The sequence below is a fragment of the Stenotrophomonas sp. 86428_Sma genome, from assembly GCF_056481585.1.
The window spans coordinates 578,561-593,357 of record NZ_CM151156.1; the positions used below are offsets into that span (position 1 = coordinate 578,561).

Genomic DNA, 14,797 nt, shown 5'->3' on the forward strand with positions numbered 1-14,797 from the left:
CGGCGCGAACCGAAAGTCCTCCGAATGCCCATCCATTCTTCCGTCCTCGAACTCATCGGCCAGACCCCGATCGTCAAGGCCCAGCGCCTGGACACCGGCGTCTGCGAGCTCTACCTGAAGCTGGAGAGCGCCAACCCGGGCGGATCGATCAAGGATCGCATCGGCCTGTCGATGATCGAGGCGGCGGAAAAGCGCGGCGACCTGAAGCCCGGTGCCACCCTGGTCGAGGGCACGGCTGGCAACACCGGCCTGGGCCTGGCGCTGGTGGCCCAGCAGAAGGGCTATAAGCTCATTCTGGTCGTTCCCGACAAGATGAGCCGGGAAAAGATCTTCAATCTGAAGGCGATGGGCGCCGAAGTGCGCCTGACCCGCTCTGACGTGGCCAAGGGCCATCCGGAGTACTACCAGGACCTGGCCAAGACCATCGCCGAGCAGACCCCGGGCGCCTACTTCATCAACCAGTTCGGCAACCCGGACAACCCGGCCGCGCATGAATTCGGTACTGGCCCGGAAATCCTCGAACAGATGGGCGGCGATCTGGACGCCATCGTGTTCGGCTGCGGCAGTTCCGGCACCATGACCGGCCTGTCGCGTGCCTTCGCCAAGCTGTCGCCGAAGACCGAACTGGTGCTGGCCGATCCAGTCGGTTCGATCCTGGCCGAGTACATCAACGACGGCAATCTGAACGACAAATCGGGCAGCTGGCTGGTGGAAGGCATCGGCGAGGACTTCCTGCCGTCGATCTCCGATTTCAGCCGCGTCAAGAAGGCTTATGCCATCAGCGATGCCGAGAGCTTCCACACCGCACGCGAACTGCTGGGCAAGGAAGGCATCCTGGGTGGCTCGTCCACCGGCACCCTGCTGGCCGCCGGCCTGAAGTACTGCAAGGAGCAGACCACGCCGAAGAAGGTGCTGGTGCTGGTGCCGGATACCGGCAACAAGTACCTGTCGAAGATGTACAACGACTACTGGATGCTGGACAACGGTTTCCTGCAGCGCCCGCAGCACGGCGACCTGCGCGACCTGATCCTGCGCCCGTACGGCCAGCGCGACACCGTGGTGATCGGTCCGAACGACCTGCTGACCACTGCCTACCAGCGCATGAAGCTGTACGACGTATCGCAGCTGCCGGTGATGGACGGCGAGCAGCTGGTCGGCATCGTCGACGAAAGCGACGTGCTGCTGCACGTGTATGGCGATGAGGCACGCTTCCGCGACACCGTCGCCACCGCGATGGTCAGCAAGCTGGACCGGCTGGACGTGAAGTCGCCGATCGAGGCGCTGCTGCCGGTGTTCGACCGCGGCCAGGTGGCGATCGTGATGGACGGCGACACTTTCCTGGGCCTGATCACCCGTATCGATCTGCTGAACTATCTGCGCCGTCGCGTGCAGTAAGCCGCAGATCGCCGACGTTCACTGCTGAATCCTGGTTTATCCGCGTCAAAGGTCGTTAAGGCCGCGCTGGTAGACTTCCGCACCTTCGATGGCGCCGTGCGTCGGCGCCCCTCAGGAAAGAACATGTCCAACGCAACTTCCCAGGATCGCGCCCTGGCCCTGGCTACCTTGGCCATCCACGGTGGCCAGTCGCCCGACCCCAGCACCGGCGCGGTGATGCCGCCGATCTACGCCACCTCGACCTACGCCCAGTCCAGCCCGGGCGAGCATCAGGGCTTCGAGTACTCGCGCACCCACAACCCGACCCGCTTCGCCTATGAGCGTTGTGTGGCGTCGCTGGAAGGCGGCACCCGCGGCTTCGCCTTCGCTTCGGGCATGGCGGCCAGCTCGACCGTGATCGAGCTGCTGGACGCCGGCAGCCATGTGGTGGCAATGGACGATATCTACGGCGGCAGCTTCCGTCTGTTCGAGCGCGTGCGTCGCCGCACCGCCGGGCTGGATTTCAGCTTCGTCGACCTGACCGATCTGGCCGCGTTCGAGGCCTCCATCACGCCGAAGACGAAGATGGTGTGGATCGAGACCCCGACCAACCCGATGCTGAAGATCGTCGACATCGCCGCGGTCGCTGCCATCGCCAAGCGCCATGGCCTGATCGTCGTCGTCGACAACACCTTCGCCTCGCCGATGCTGCAGCGTCCGCTGGAACTGGGTGCGGACCTGGTCCTGCATTCGGCCACCAAGTATCTCAATGGCCACTCGGACATGGTCGGCGGCATGGTCGTGGTCGGCGACAACGCCGAACTGGCGGAGCAGATGGCCTTCCTGCAGAACTCGGTGGGTGGTGTGCAGGGCCCGTTCGACAGCTTCCTGGCCCTGCGTGGCCTGAAGACCCTGCCGCTGCGCATGAAGGCGCACTGCGCCAACGCGCTGGCGCTGGCCCAGTGGCTGGAGAAGCACCCGGCCGTGGAAAAGGTGATCTACCCGGGCCTGCCGTCGCACCCGCAGCATGAGCTGGCCGGCAAGCAGATGGCCGGTTACGGCGGCATCGTTTCGATCGTGCTCAAGGGCGGTTTCGAGGCGGCCAAGCGCTTCTGCGAGAAGACCGAACTGTTCACTCTGGCCGAGTCGCTGGGCGGCGTGGAAAGCCTGGTGAACCATCCGGCGGTGATGACGCATGCCTCGATCCCGGTCGCGCGGCGCGAGCAGCTGGGGATCAGCGACGCGCTGGTAAGGCTGAGCGTGGGTGTGGAGGATCTGGGGGATCTGCAGGTGGATCTGGAAAGGGCGTTGGCTGGGAACCGCTGAGCATGAGCATTTTCTCGGTCTTCGGGAAGCATCGTTCGCTTACCTTCGAACTGACTCAGCGTGAAGTCCTCGGGCGTTATCGCGGTGCCAGCTTCGGCCTGCTGTGGTCGCTGATCAGCCCGTTCCTGATGCTGCTGGTCTACACCATGGCCTTCGGTTTCATCATGAAGGGGCGCTGGCCTGGATCGACCGGTTCCACGACGGATTTCGCGCTGATCCTGTTCGCGGGCCTCACGGTGCATGGCTTCTTCGCGGAATGCTTCACCCGTGCGCCGCAGTTGATCGTGAGCAACACCAGCTATGTCAAGCGCGTGGTGTTCCCGTTGGACATCCTGGTGTGGAGCATGACGCTGTCGGCGTTGTTCCATCTGCTGATGAACATGGTCGTGTTGCTTCTGCTGTATCTGTGCGTAAAGGGCAGCATCCATCCCACCGCCGTACTGTTGCCGGTGGTGGTGTTGCCGCTGGTCATCCTGACGGTCGGCATCGGTTGGATTAGCTCGGCACTGGGGGTGTACCTGCGCGACATCGGCCAGATCGCCGGCGTCATCGCAGCGGCCATGCTGTTCCTGTCTTCGGCGATCATTCCGGTTGAGTCGGTGCCCGCCAGCTATCGCATCGTGTTCGAGCTCAACCCGCTGACCTTCATCATCAACCAGGTGCGCGAAGTGGTGATCTGGGGCCGCCTGCCGGATTGGACCGGCCTGGCTCTGTACACCCTGATCGCCTGCGTGGTTGCTTTCATTGGCCATCGCCTGTTCAACAAGCTGCGCGTGGGGTTTGCCGATGTCCTCTGAAGTCGCCGTGGCCGAGACCGTCATCGAGGTCAACGGGGTTGGCAAGTCGTACCATATGTACGAGCGTCCTTCGCATCGCCTGTGGCAGGCGCTGGCGGGCAAGCGCAAGTCCTTCTACAAGGATTTCTGGGCGCTGCGTGATGTGAGCTTCTCGATCCGTCGTGGCCAGACAGTGGGCATTGTCGGCCGCAATGGCTCCGGCAAATCGACCCTGCTGCAGATGATCGCCGGCACCCTCAACCCTACCGAGGGCAACATCAAGGTCAAGGGGCGCGTGGCAGCGCTGCTTGAGCTGGGCAGCGGCTTCAATCCGGAATTCACTGGCCGCGAGAACGTCTACCTCAATGCGACGATCCTGGGCCTGTCGCGTGCCCAGATCGACCAGCGATTGGATAGCATCCTGGCCTTCGCCGATATCGGTGAGTTCATTGATCAGCCGGTGCGCAGCTATTCCAGCGGCATGTCGGTGCGCCTGGCCTTTGCGGTGATCGCCCATGTCGACGCCGACATCCTGATCATCGACGAGGCGCTGGCGGTCGGTGATGCGTTCTTCTCGCAGAAGTGCATGCGCTTCCTGCGCGAGTTCCAGAAGAACGGGACGCTGTTGTTCGTCAGCCATGATGCCGCCGCTGTTACCAATCTGTGCGAGAACGCCGTGTGGCTGCAGAACGGTCGCATGCGTCTGTCCGGCACCTCGCAGGAGGTGGTCGAGGCGTACATGACCGAACAGCACGTGGTGGGGCGGCGTGAAGTGGGTGGCGAAACCATCGTGGTCGAGAAGAAGCAGCGCCGCAGCACCGCCGAAGCCCCCGATTTCCGTCGTGAGCAGTTCCGCGACGAGGGCGTCATCAACCGCATCGCGCTGTTCGAATTCGATCCGGGCAATGTCGGGCAGGAGTTCGGCGCGCAGGGCGCGCGCATCGTCGACGTGGCCATCCGTGACGACGACGGAGGCGCACTTACGCTGGTCGAAGGGGGTGAACTGGTCACCCTGCAGGTCGCGGTGAAGCTGGAGGAGTCGCTGGACAACCTGATCGTCGGCTTCTACGTGAAGGACCGGCTGGGCCAGCGCCTGTTCGGCGACAACAGCTATTTCGCCTGCAGGGATGCTCCGGTTGGCGGCGCGGCAGGGCAGACGGTGAAGGCCACGTTCCAGTTCCGCATGCCGGTGATGCCGTCCGGTTCCTACATGATCGATGCAGCCGTCGCATCCGGCGACCTGCATGATCACACGCAGCAGCACTGGATCCACGACGCCCTCGAATTCCGCGCGCTGGACGAAACCATGCGCTTTGGACTCATCGGCATCCCGATGCTGAATATCACCTTGCAGAACAACGATGTCTGAGCGGTCCCTGTGCGCGCTCGACTTGAGGGAAGTGGAAGATGGCAGACGAGTTGATCATTGAAGGTGCGGCGGATCCGACCGCAGCCATTTTTCGTCACGGTGCAATGTTCACCCGTCCGGAGTTCCTGGAAACATCGGGCTGGCTGGAGCATGTTCCATTTGCATTCTGGGTGATCCAGGCGCACCGACCGCGCTCGCTGGTCGAGCTCGGTTCTCATCGTGGCATCTCGTATTTCGCGTTCTGCCAGGCGGTCAAGGAGATGGGCCTGGACACGCGCTGCCATGCGGTCGACACCTGGGAAGGTGACTCGCAGGCCGGTTACTACGAAAACGATATCCATCGCAGTGTCGTCGAGCGCAACCAACGCAGCTACGCCGCGTTCTCGACCCTGCTCCGGATGACCTTCGACGACGCGCTGGACGAAGTGCCCGATGGCTCGGTCGACCTGCTGCACATCGACGGTCTGCACACCTTCGAGGCGGTCTCGCACGACTTCACCACGTGGCTGCCGAAGATGTCCTCGCGCGGCGTGGTGCTGTTCCACGATACCAACGTGCACACCGAAGGGTTCGGCGTCCAACGCTTCTTCGCGCCGCTGCGCGAGCGCTACCCGAGCTTCGAGTTCCTGCACGGCAACGGCCTGGGCGTCATCGCCGTGGGTGGCGACATCGGCGAGACCATGAGGGCACTGTTCGCCAGTGCCGGCGTGCCGGCCGCGGAGGCGCTGGTCCGCGGTGCGTTCTCACGCCTGGGCGCAGCATGCACCGACCGTGTCTGTGCCGAGACCGCCGAGACCGAAGCCTCGCGGCTGGGCTCGGAAAAGGAATCGATCTACGCGTGGGCTCTGTCGCTGGAGTCGGAGCTGGAAGCGGCCAAGCGCGATTACCAGCGGCTGGAAGGCGAGTTCGAGGATCGTACGCGCTGGGCGCTGGAGTTGGACCAGGTTGTCCAGGCCGGTGGCGGCCGCAATGGCGCCGCTGAGTTGCGTGCCCGCAATGATGCGCTGCAGGCGCAGCTGGAACAGGTGCAGGGTGAGAAGGCGGACGTCGAAGCTGACCTGCAACGGCACCAGGCAGCATCGCAGCACGAAGCGGCCGAGCTGCGCAGACTGCTGCAGACGGCCCATGAGACCGTTGCCAGCCGTTCGGAAGTCAGCCGTGAACTGCAGCGGCGCTCTGGTCTTGCCTTCCGGCCCGGTGCGGAAGGTACCACCGAGCTGGAAGTACAGCGCGTCATCCGCGAATACGACGAGCAGCTGGAGAGCCTGAACGATGCTTTTGCAAAGGTGCTCGCCTCCAAGTCCTGGCGCATCACGCGCCCAATGCGTTTCGCCTCGCGCCTGCTGCGCGGGGATGTGCCGGCCATTATTGCGTCGCTGCGTGCAAGTGGCTTGGCGCGCCACCCGTTGCTGGCGCCGCTGGCGCGTCCGGTGCGCGGTTGGCTGCTGCGTCATGACAAGGCGCAAATCGAGCCGCCTGCCGGCCTGGCTCTGCAAGCAGTGGTGGAAGACCCCGACGAAGTGCTGAAGACCTTGTCCTTCCCGGCGCATGAATCGCCGGAAGTCAGCATCGTCATTCCCACCTACGGCAACCTGCCGCACACCCTGGCTTGCCTGCGCTCGATCGCCGCCCACCCGCCGGCAGTGAGCTATGAAGTACTGGTGCTGGAGGATGCCTCTGGAGATCCCGAGATCGAGAAGCTGGTGCCGGTACCGGGCCTGCGTTTTCATCACAATCCGAAGAACCTTGGCTTCCTGCTGTCCTGCAACCAGGCGTTGGAACTGGCGCGCGGCCGCTACACCTATTTCCTCAACAACGACACCGAAGTGCGCCCGGGCTGGATGGACCAGATGCTGGACGTATTCCAGCGCATGCCCGACTGCGGCATGGTCGGTTCCAAGCTGGTCTATCCCGATGGCCGTCTGCAGGAAGCCGGTGGCATCATCTGGCGGGACGGCTCGGCCTGGAACTACGGCCGCCTGGATAACCCGGCCAGCAGCCAGTACAACTACCTGCGGCCGGTGGACTACTGCAGCGGCGCGAGCCTGCTCATTCCCAGCGCGCTGCTGCGTGAGCTGGGCGGCTTCGATCCCGAGTTCGTTCCGGCCTACTGCGAGGATTCGGACCTGGCGTTCCGCGTGCGCAAGGCGGGTTACCAGCTCTACTACTGCCCGACCTCGGAAGTCGTGCACTACGAAGGCATCTCCCACGGCACCGATACCGGCAGCGGCATCAAGGCCTACCAGGTCGCCAACCAGAAGAAGCTGCGCGAGCGCTGGCAGGACGAACTGGCACGGCACGAACCCAATGGGGAGCACGTGGTGCTGGCGCGCGACCGTGCCTGGCAGAAGGAAACGGTGCTGATCGTCGACCACTACGTGCCGCAGCCTGATCGTGATGCCGGTTCGCGGACCATGATTGCCTTCATCGATGCGCTGCTGGCGCGTGGCTGCGTCGTCAAGTTCTGGGCCGACAACCTGTATTTCGATCCGATCTACACCCCGCCGCTGCAGGCGCGTGGCGTGGAAGTGATGTATGGCGGCCAGTGGGTGGGCGGCTTCGCGCGCTATCTGCAGGACAACCCGCATGTGCGTACCGTGATGCTGTCGCGCCCGCATATCGCTGAGCATTACATCGATGCCCTGCGCAAGCACCCGGATGTCCGCAGCGTCTACTACGGCCACGACCTGCACTTCCGTCGCATGGACATGGAAGTCACCCGCAATGGTGGCAGCGATGGCGAGGCACGTTCGATGGAACTGCTGGAGCGGCGCATCTGGAAGGCCGTCGACCGCGTTCTCTACCCGTCGGCCGAAGAGGCGCAGGATGTGCGCGCGCTGGAGCCGTCGGTCGATTCACGCGCGATCCTGCCGTATGCCTTCGATCACTTCAATGATGACGCCGTGCCCGCGCAGCGCGCCGGCGTCCTGTTCGTCGCCGGTTTCGCCCATGGTCCCAACGTCGACGCCGCACGATGGCTGGTCGAGTCGGTGATGCCGCAGGTCTGGGCGCGCCACCCTGGCGTGAAACTGTCGCTGGTCGGCTCCAACCCGACCGACGCCGTACGCGCCCTGGCAGGCGAGCATGTCGAGGTGACCGGCTTCGTCAGCGACGAGGAACTGGCCCAGCGCTACGGCGCCGCGCGCGTGGCCATCGTGCCGCTGCGCTTTGGTGCCGGCGTCAAGGGCAAGGTTGTCGAAGCCATGCAGCAAGGTCTGCCGCTGGTCACTACCGGTATTGGCGCTCAGGGCCTGGTCGGTCTGGAGGCGGTGGTCACTGTTGCCGACGAGGCCGATGGCCTAGCCGCAGGGCTGTTGTCGTTGCTGGAAGATGATGCGCTGTGGCTGCAGCGGTCGCGTGCAGCCGCCAGCTACTGCCGCGGTCAGTTCTCGCGCGATGCACTGGGCCGTGCGCTGGAATCGGCATTCGCAATGGAGAAGAAAGCATGATCGTTCGTTCGCGCGCGCCGCTGCGCCTTGGCCTGGCCGGCGGCGGCACTGATGTTTCGCCGTTCTGCGACCAGTTCGGCGGTTTTGTCATGAACGTGACCATCGACAAGTTTGCCTACGCGACCCTCGATGGCTCGCCCGATGGCCTGGTCGAGTTCCACGCACAGGATGCGGGTGCTTGCGAGCGCGTCGATCCGCATGCGGTAGATGCCGGTCCCGGCCCGCTGCAGCTGATGAAGGGCGTCTACCTGCGGGTCTGCAACGACTTCCTGCAAGGCGAGCGCCCGGCCATCCGCATCCGCGCGCATTCCGATGCGCCGCCGGGCTCGGGTCTGGGCTCGTCCTCGACGATGGTCGTCGCTCTGGTCACCGCCTTCGCAGAGTACTTCGCGCTGCCGCTGGGCGAGTACGAGATCGCACAGCTGGCATACCGCATCGAGCGCGTCGACCTGCAGCTGTCCGGCGGCAAGCAGGACCAGTATGCGGCCGCATTTGGCGGTTTCAATTTCATGGAGTTCTATGATGCTGACCGGGTGATCGTGAACCCGCTGCGTATCAAGGAATGGATCTGGTCCGAGCTCGAGGCTGGCCTGGTGCTCTACTTCACCGGCGTGTCGCGTGCTTCCGCAAAAATCATCGACGAGCAGTCGCGCAACATCAAGGAAGGCAAGGCCAGTTCGCTCGATGCGATGCATCGGCTGAAGGTCGAGGCCAGTCAGATGAAGGAAGCGCTGCTGCGCGGTGATTTCGAGCGGCTGGCGCAGGTAATGCAGTCCGGTTGGGAAGCCAAGAAGCTCAGCGCCAGCAGCATCTCCAACCCGATGATCGATGAGATCGAAGCGTTGGCGATGCGCCACGGCGCGCGTGCGACCAAGGTCTCCGGCGCCGGCGGTGGTGGCTTCATGATGTTCCTCTGCGATCCGGCACACCGGGTCGACCTGGTGCGTGCACTGGCAGGCGCCGGCGGCTCCGTTTTTGATACACACTTCACCCACCAAGGTGCAACGGCATGGAAAATCGGATGAACGACTTCATCAAGGCCGAGTTCGGCAAGACTCTCGAGAACTTCCAGAGCATGTCGGCGGATGCCGCGCTGGCCGCGCAGATCGAACAGGCGGTGGCATTGTGCGTCGGCGCGCTGAAGGCTGGGCGCAAGATCCTCTTCGCCGGCAACGGTGGCAGTGCCGCAGATGCGCAGCACTGGGCCGGCGAGCTGGTCAGCCGCTTCTACTACGATCGCCCGGGGTTGCCGGCGATCGCACTGACCACGGATACCTCGATCCTGACTGCGATCGGCAACGATTATGGTTACGACTACACCTTCGCCAGGCAGATTGAAGCCCTCGGTCAGGAAGGTGATGTGTTCGTCGCGATTTCGACCTCGGGCCGTTCAAAGAACATCATGCGCGCGCTGGAGGCGTCCGAGGCCAAGGGCGTCCGCGTGATCGGCTTCACAGGCGAGCATGGCGGTGACATGAAGGATCGCTGCGACATCTGTTTCCGCGTGCCGTCCAACGAAACGCCGCGCATCCAGGAAGGCCACGAATTCATCGGCCATCTGCTGTGTGCGTTGATCGAAAGCGAGATGTTCCCGCGCTGACATGGCTGTCGACGAGATCCTGATCCTGGCCGGCGGCTTTGGCACCCGCCTGCGCAGTGAAGTACCCGATCTGCCCAAGCCACTGGCACCGGTAGCGGGACGCCCTTTTCTGGCCTACCTGCTGGACCGTTATGCGGCCGCCGGCATGCGTCGTGTGATCCTGGCTACCGGCTACCTCGGTGATGTAGTGGAGCAGACCATCGGCGCCCGTTGGGCGGGCATGGACGTGGTCTACTCGCGCGAGGAAACACCCCTCGGCACCGGCGGCGCGATCGCCGCCGCGGCACGGCTGGCGCAGGGTGAGGGGATGCACGTCTGCAATGGCGACACCTACCTCGAGTACGCGCCGGCCGCTCTGGAAGCAGCCGCACAGGACCTGCCGATGTCGATCGCGCTTGCGCGGGTGGAGGATGTTTCGCGATACGGTACAGTTGATGTCGAGCAGGGCAGGGTGCTGCGCTTCCATGAAAAACGCCCAGGTGGAACCGGCCTGATCAATGCTGGCAGCTACTTTCTGAGCGCCTCGGCGCTTGCGGCACTGCCGGACGAGGGAGCATTTTCGTTCGAGAAGCGGGTGCTCGAGCCGGCTGCGGTCAATGGCCAGGTCGGTGCGCTGGTGGATACTGCCGCGTTCATCGACATCGGAGTGCCGGAAGACTTCCGGCGTGCGCAGACGCTTTTCGGGGCCGGCTGATGGCGACGCCGCAGAACGTGCCGGGCTTTGTCGTCGGGCCGGCCGCACGGCGGCCCGGTGCACCAGTACTGTTCCTTGATCGGGACGGGGTGATCAACGTCAATCACGGTTACGTGCATACACCGGATCGGACCGAGTGGGTCCCAGGTATCCTGCCGCTGCTGTCCGATGCCGCGCGCCTGGGATACCAGATCGTGGTGGCGACCAACCAGGCCGGCATCGCGCGTGGACTCTACAGCGTCGAGGACTTCACCGCTTACACGCGCTGGCAGCACGAGCAGCTGCAACAGGTCGGGGCGCCGCTGCTGGGCACGTGGTTCTGCCCACATCATCCCCAAGCCGGCTTGGGCGAATTCAAGATCGACTGCCTGTGCCGCAAGCCTGGTCCGGGCATGCTGCTGAAGGCGATCGAGCAGTTCGTGGTCGATCCTGCCCAGGCCGTGTTTGTCGGCGACAAGATTTCAGACATGCAGGCGGGCGCAGCTGCAGGTCTTGGGAAGCTGTTCCTGATCGCTGGTGATGTGGGTAAGGGTGATGCGCCGCAGCAAACCGTCTTTGTGCCTGACCTCGCTGCGGTGCAGCGTCAGTTGTAGCCGAGCCACCGCGAAGTCCGCCCGATGCCGGGGTAACCCTGTGCTGCTACGATGCCCTCTCCATCCTTCCGGGAGAGGGTTGTGGCGCGTTTCAGATCTGTGTCGTCGACGGGAAACTGTCTACTGTGCAACGAGCCCGCTACCGCCTTCAGGGTGGTTGATGGCGTGCAGTACCTTGAGTGCTGCACCTGTGATTTCATATTCGCCGATCCGGCGCTGATTGCTTCGATCGACGCTGGGGAATCTTCCCGGGAGTACGATGAGGACTATTGGCGATCCGAACTGCGATCGGCACGTGATCGATCCTATGGATCTTCACTTGCCCGGTTGGGCGAGGCATTGCTTTATTGCTCGATTCCAGTCCAGCATTTCATCGACATCGGTACCGGTCCTGGTTTCCTGTTGGATGCGGTCCAACGCTACCTGCCGAAGAGTTCGCATTGTTTCTACGGAGTGGAAAAGTTTCCGCCAGAGCCGGCGCACCGCTCCAGCCACGCAAACTACATGTGTGGTGACCTGGCCGATATCGGGATGACATTCGAGTGTGGCATCTGCGTGGAGGTGGTTGAACACCTGACGCCTGCCATGGTCAGATCACTGGCCGGTTCCCTTCGCAAGGTCGCCGCTCCGGGGGCGCTCTTTCTTTTCAACACCGGCCTGACCGAGTACGTACGGACCGAGGATCCGGGTTACCTGGATCCATTCCATCGCGGGCACATCACCTGCTGGTCGGAAAGTGCTGCGCGCAGGTTGTTCGAGCCTTATGGCTTCCGCGTTCTGCCGTTGCAAGGTAAAAGCTGGGCATTCGTGGTTGAGGTTCACTCGGATGATCCTCGGCAGAAGGTACCGCTGGCCGACCGCATATGGTCGGCACCGCAGGCCAATGTGGACCTGCTGACCGATGCCGACATGGGGACCGTCATGCACATTCTGGCGCGCGAAAGCGCCCGCGCCTACCTCTAGCGCGCCTGGGGCCTCGCCTTCGCAGCATGGGAAGGGGGTGCGGTCGCGCCAGGGGGTGCGCCTTGCAGCGTGTCGCACTGCTACTATCTTGGTCCGGTCGCTGCCGGCATCAAGTGCGGAATGGCCGTGTACGCCCCTTGCCTGTTCGCCACTGCGGTTGCCCATGGCTCCTGCCGGAGCCTGGGCAGGGTCGCTCGGGTCGAGCAGGGGCGAAGCCTTGCGGCGCTTTGAATCAATGGAGCTGTGTGTCGATGTATAACAAGATCTTGGCTGGAAAGTCGGTCGTTCGCCTGGTCGATCTGGCGGCCATCGCAGCAGTGACTTTCGCGCTGTCCATCTACTTCTATCATCCCTACTACTTCGGCGATGAGATGTTCTCCTTCAACTTCGGAGAGCATAGTGGCAACACGTTGATGGGGGTTTTCACGGGGCTGAACAGTTACAAGCCGCGCATCGTGATGAACTTCATCTGGGCGGTCATCGTTTCCCAGGATCTGCCGCGCTGGATGACCATGATGGTCAATTGTGCAGCATTGGCGGGATGTGCCGCGCTGGTCTATGGGATTGCACGGGTGCATTTCAATGCTCGCCGGGGCGTTGCCCTGTTGGCAGCGGCGATGATGGTGGCGTGCCGCTTCAACATCATGCTGTACTTCGACTACGTCTCCGGAACAGTCGAGGCGATCAGTCTTCTGTTCCTGCTGGGCGGTGTCGCCCTATCCATGCAGGGCCTGGTGTTCATGCAGCGTCAGCGTGCTTCATGCATGGTACTGGCGCTGTTGTTTTTCATCCTGTCCGTGTTCACCCATGAACGCTACGCGCTGGCATTGCTGGGTCTGTCTGGTGTGGCCGTCCTGCGCTGGTGGCCCATGCGCAGGACCATCGGCGCCCAGCCTCTGATCTTCGCTCTGGTCGCTGCCGTTGTCCCGCTTGGCCTGTACATCCTTGCGGTGAAAGCGCTGTCCAACCAGTCGGTGGCGATGGGGACGTCCGGACAGACCGTCAGTGTATCGATCGACACGCTGAAGGTGTCTGCGACCTATCTGGTGAATCTGTTCCTGGGCGGCAACTACGGCCCGCAGTACTTCGTTGGCATGTTCAACCATGCGGCGCCGCGATATCTGTACGTTTTCGTGCCTCTGGCAGCAGTCTCTCTGCTGGCTTGGTGCCTGCCTTGGCTGCGTCCGCAATGGCGGTCGACGACCTTCCTGATGCCGATGCTGGCTTTCCTCGCTGCGATTCTCGGCCTGGTTGCGATCGCGAGCTTGCCGGGTGCGGCACGGCAGGAAGCCCGTTGGATGTTCCCGGCCATGGCATTCCTGCTGCTGTTCGTCTTCGCCGGCTACCGGCACCGCGCGCAGATCATCATCCTGTCTGTGCTGGCCGTCACCCAGCTGTTCTATATGTTCTTTGGCAGCATGTGGTCGATTGCCAGCATTGCCGGTGCGCGCCTTGCCGTGTCCATCAGCGATTCACTGAGCACCCTGCGCCAGAGCGGGCACGGTGTGGTCGTGGCAGGACCCGAGCCGGATATCAGCTGGGTCCTGGGCGAGGATGGCAAGGTCTACTGCCGCCTGAACCTGCCGAAAGGCCACTGCTTGTATCCACGCGCCGAATTCAGCAAGGGGAATGTCCGGGACTTCAGCTACGGTCTTGTCATAGGTGAGCCGAATCTTCGCGGCCGTCCGGGATTCAGCGTGATCTCCGCTGAACAGGCGCGACGCCTGATGGACCCCGCGGCGCTGCCGGCACCGACCCGTGAACTCGGTATTGGCAAGGATTGGTCCAGTTGGGTCGGCATCGCGCCGGCGCAGGTGAGCGATGAGGGCTTGGAACTGCGCGGGTTGTCGGAAATGACTCGGCAGCAGGCTGTGAATGAACTGGACCGCCACATCGTCCTGTATACCGCACAGTCCGCGGATGGGCGGCCGGGCAAGATGCGCCTGCAGGTCAACTGGCATGGCGCGGACGGTCAGTTCATCTCCACCCAGATCGAAGTCGTGGACGTGGGGTTGGTATCCCATACCTACCCCCTTCTGGCTGTCGCCCCCAGCGGTGCGACTCAGGCCTATGTCTATGCGACGTTGCCTGACGACCACTCGGGGAGAGTGTTGCTGCGCAGCATCGGCGTGGCTAGCCCCTGACCGGGCCGGGGGGCAGGGCTATGTTAAGATTTTACAGCTAATGCCCTGCGCCCTGAGGCGCGGTAACCGATTCAATGGCTGGGAGCGCTGGTGGTGTGGAGAGTGGAGCAGGAGCGCCTGGTGCGTCTCCTCAAATCCGAGAAGCTGCGGTTCCTTGCCGTTGGCGCCGTGAACACGGTGATCGGCTATGCCTGCTTCCTGCTCGCCTTTGCGCTGATGGATCCTTGGGCAGGTCCGGTCCCCATCCTGGTGGTGGCCTATCTCATCGCGCTCCCCATTGCCTTTTTCAATCAGCGTGTCTTTGTGTTCCGTTCCCGCGCGCCGTGGGTTCGCGAATTCGGCCGGTTTCTTCTGGCCAATTCGACAATCTTCGTCGTCAATGTTGTAGCGCTTCCGGTCTGCGTCAGGTTCTTCGACGTTGATCCCCGAGTAATTCAAGCGGTGTTCGTGATGGTTTCGACTGTCGCCAGTTATTTCGCTCACAAGTATTTTTCTTTCTCCCGGTGACC

General features: G+C 63.2%; 12 protein-coding genes. All 12 read left to right on the top strand.

What is annotated here, in order from left to right:
* Positions 1-24: 24 nt before the first annotated feature.
* The 12 genes from ACZK3J_RS02600 (at position 25) to ACZK3J_RS02655 (ending at position 14,795) form a co-directional block, all read left to right on the top strand.
* Positions 25-1,395 carry a pyridoxal-phosphate dependent enzyme gene (locus ACZK3J_RS02600; RefSeq protein WP_032127973.1) on the top strand — a complete coding sequence of 457 codons (1,371 nt, stop codon included), beginning with the start codon at positions 25-27 and terminating at the stop codon, positions 1,393-1,395.
* A 123-nt stretch (positions 1,396-1,518) separates the two neighbouring features.
* Positions 1,519-2,700 (top strand): cystathionine gamma-synthase, encoded by a 1,182-nt coding sequence (locus ACZK3J_RS02605; protein WP_100437816.1) that lies wholly within the window; start codon positions 1,519-1,521, stop codon positions 2,698-2,700.
* Between the two features lie 2 nt (positions 2,701-2,702).
* Positions 2,703-3,497, top strand: coding sequence for an ABC transporter permease (locus tag ACZK3J_RS02610; protein WP_100437817.1), 795 nt, complete (start codon positions 2,703-2,705; stop codon positions 3,495-3,497).
* The gene (locus ACZK3J_RS02615; RefSeq protein ID WP_100437818.1) at positions 3,487-4,845 is read left to right on the top strand and encodes an ABC transporter ATP-binding protein; all 1,359 of its coding nucleotides are present in this window, start codon (positions 3,487-3,489) and stop codon (positions 4,843-4,845) included. Before ACZK3J_RS02610 ends, ACZK3J_RS02615 begins: the two co-directional genes overlap by 11 nt.
* A 38-nt stretch (positions 4,846-4,883) precedes the next feature.
* Positions 4,884-8,294, top strand: a complete 3,411-nt coding sequence (locus ACZK3J_RS02620; RefSeq protein WP_100437819.1) for a class I SAM-dependent methyltransferase — start codon at positions 4,884-4,886, stop codon at positions 8,292-8,294.
* Positions 8,291-9,319 (top strand): GHMP family kinase ATP-binding protein, encoded by a 1,029-nt coding sequence (locus ACZK3J_RS02625; protein ID WP_100437820.1) that lies wholly within the window; start codon positions 8,291-8,293, stop codon positions 9,317-9,319. The genes ACZK3J_RS02620 and ACZK3J_RS02625 overlap by 4 nt, the downstream gene beginning before the upstream one ends.
* A complete protein-coding gene (locus ACZK3J_RS02630) occupies positions 9,316-9,894 on the top strand; it encodes a D-sedoheptulose-7-phosphate isomerase (protein ID WP_478476394.1) in 579 nt (192 codons plus the stop codon). The genes ACZK3J_RS02625 and ACZK3J_RS02630 overlap by 4 nt, the downstream gene beginning before the upstream one ends.
* Before the next feature lies 1 nt (position 9,895).
* Positions 9,896-10,588: a sugar phosphate nucleotidyltransferase gene (locus ACZK3J_RS02635; RefSeq protein ID WP_100437822.1), complete on the top strand. Its 693-nt coding sequence runs from the start codon at positions 9,896-9,898 to the stop codon at positions 10,586-10,588.
* Positions 10,588-11,181, top strand: a complete 594-nt coding sequence (locus ACZK3J_RS02640; RefSeq protein WP_100437823.1) for a D-glycero-alpha-D-manno-heptose-1,7-bisphosphate 7-phosphatase — start codon at positions 10,588-10,590, stop codon at positions 11,179-11,181. Before ACZK3J_RS02635 ends, ACZK3J_RS02640 begins: the two co-directional genes overlap by 1 nt.
* A 165-nt stretch (positions 11,182-11,346) precedes the next feature.
* On the top strand, positions 11,347-12,144 hold the full coding sequence (locus ACZK3J_RS02645) for a methyltransferase domain-containing protein (protein WP_157805924.1): 798 nt from the start codon (positions 11,347-11,349) through the stop codon (positions 12,142-12,144).
* Positions 12,145-12,395: 251 nt separating this feature from the next.
* Positions 12,396-14,288, top strand: a complete 1,893-nt coding sequence (locus tag ACZK3J_RS02650) for a hypothetical protein (RefSeq protein ID WP_100437825.1) — start codon at positions 12,396-12,398, stop codon at positions 14,286-14,288.
* Positions 14,289-14,408: 120 nt separating this feature from the next.
* Positions 14,409-14,795, top strand: coding sequence for a GtrA family protein (locus tag ACZK3J_RS02655; RefSeq protein ID WP_157805925.1), 387 nt, complete (start codon positions 14,409-14,411; stop codon positions 14,793-14,795).
* Positions 14,796-14,797: the final 2 nt, after the last annotated feature.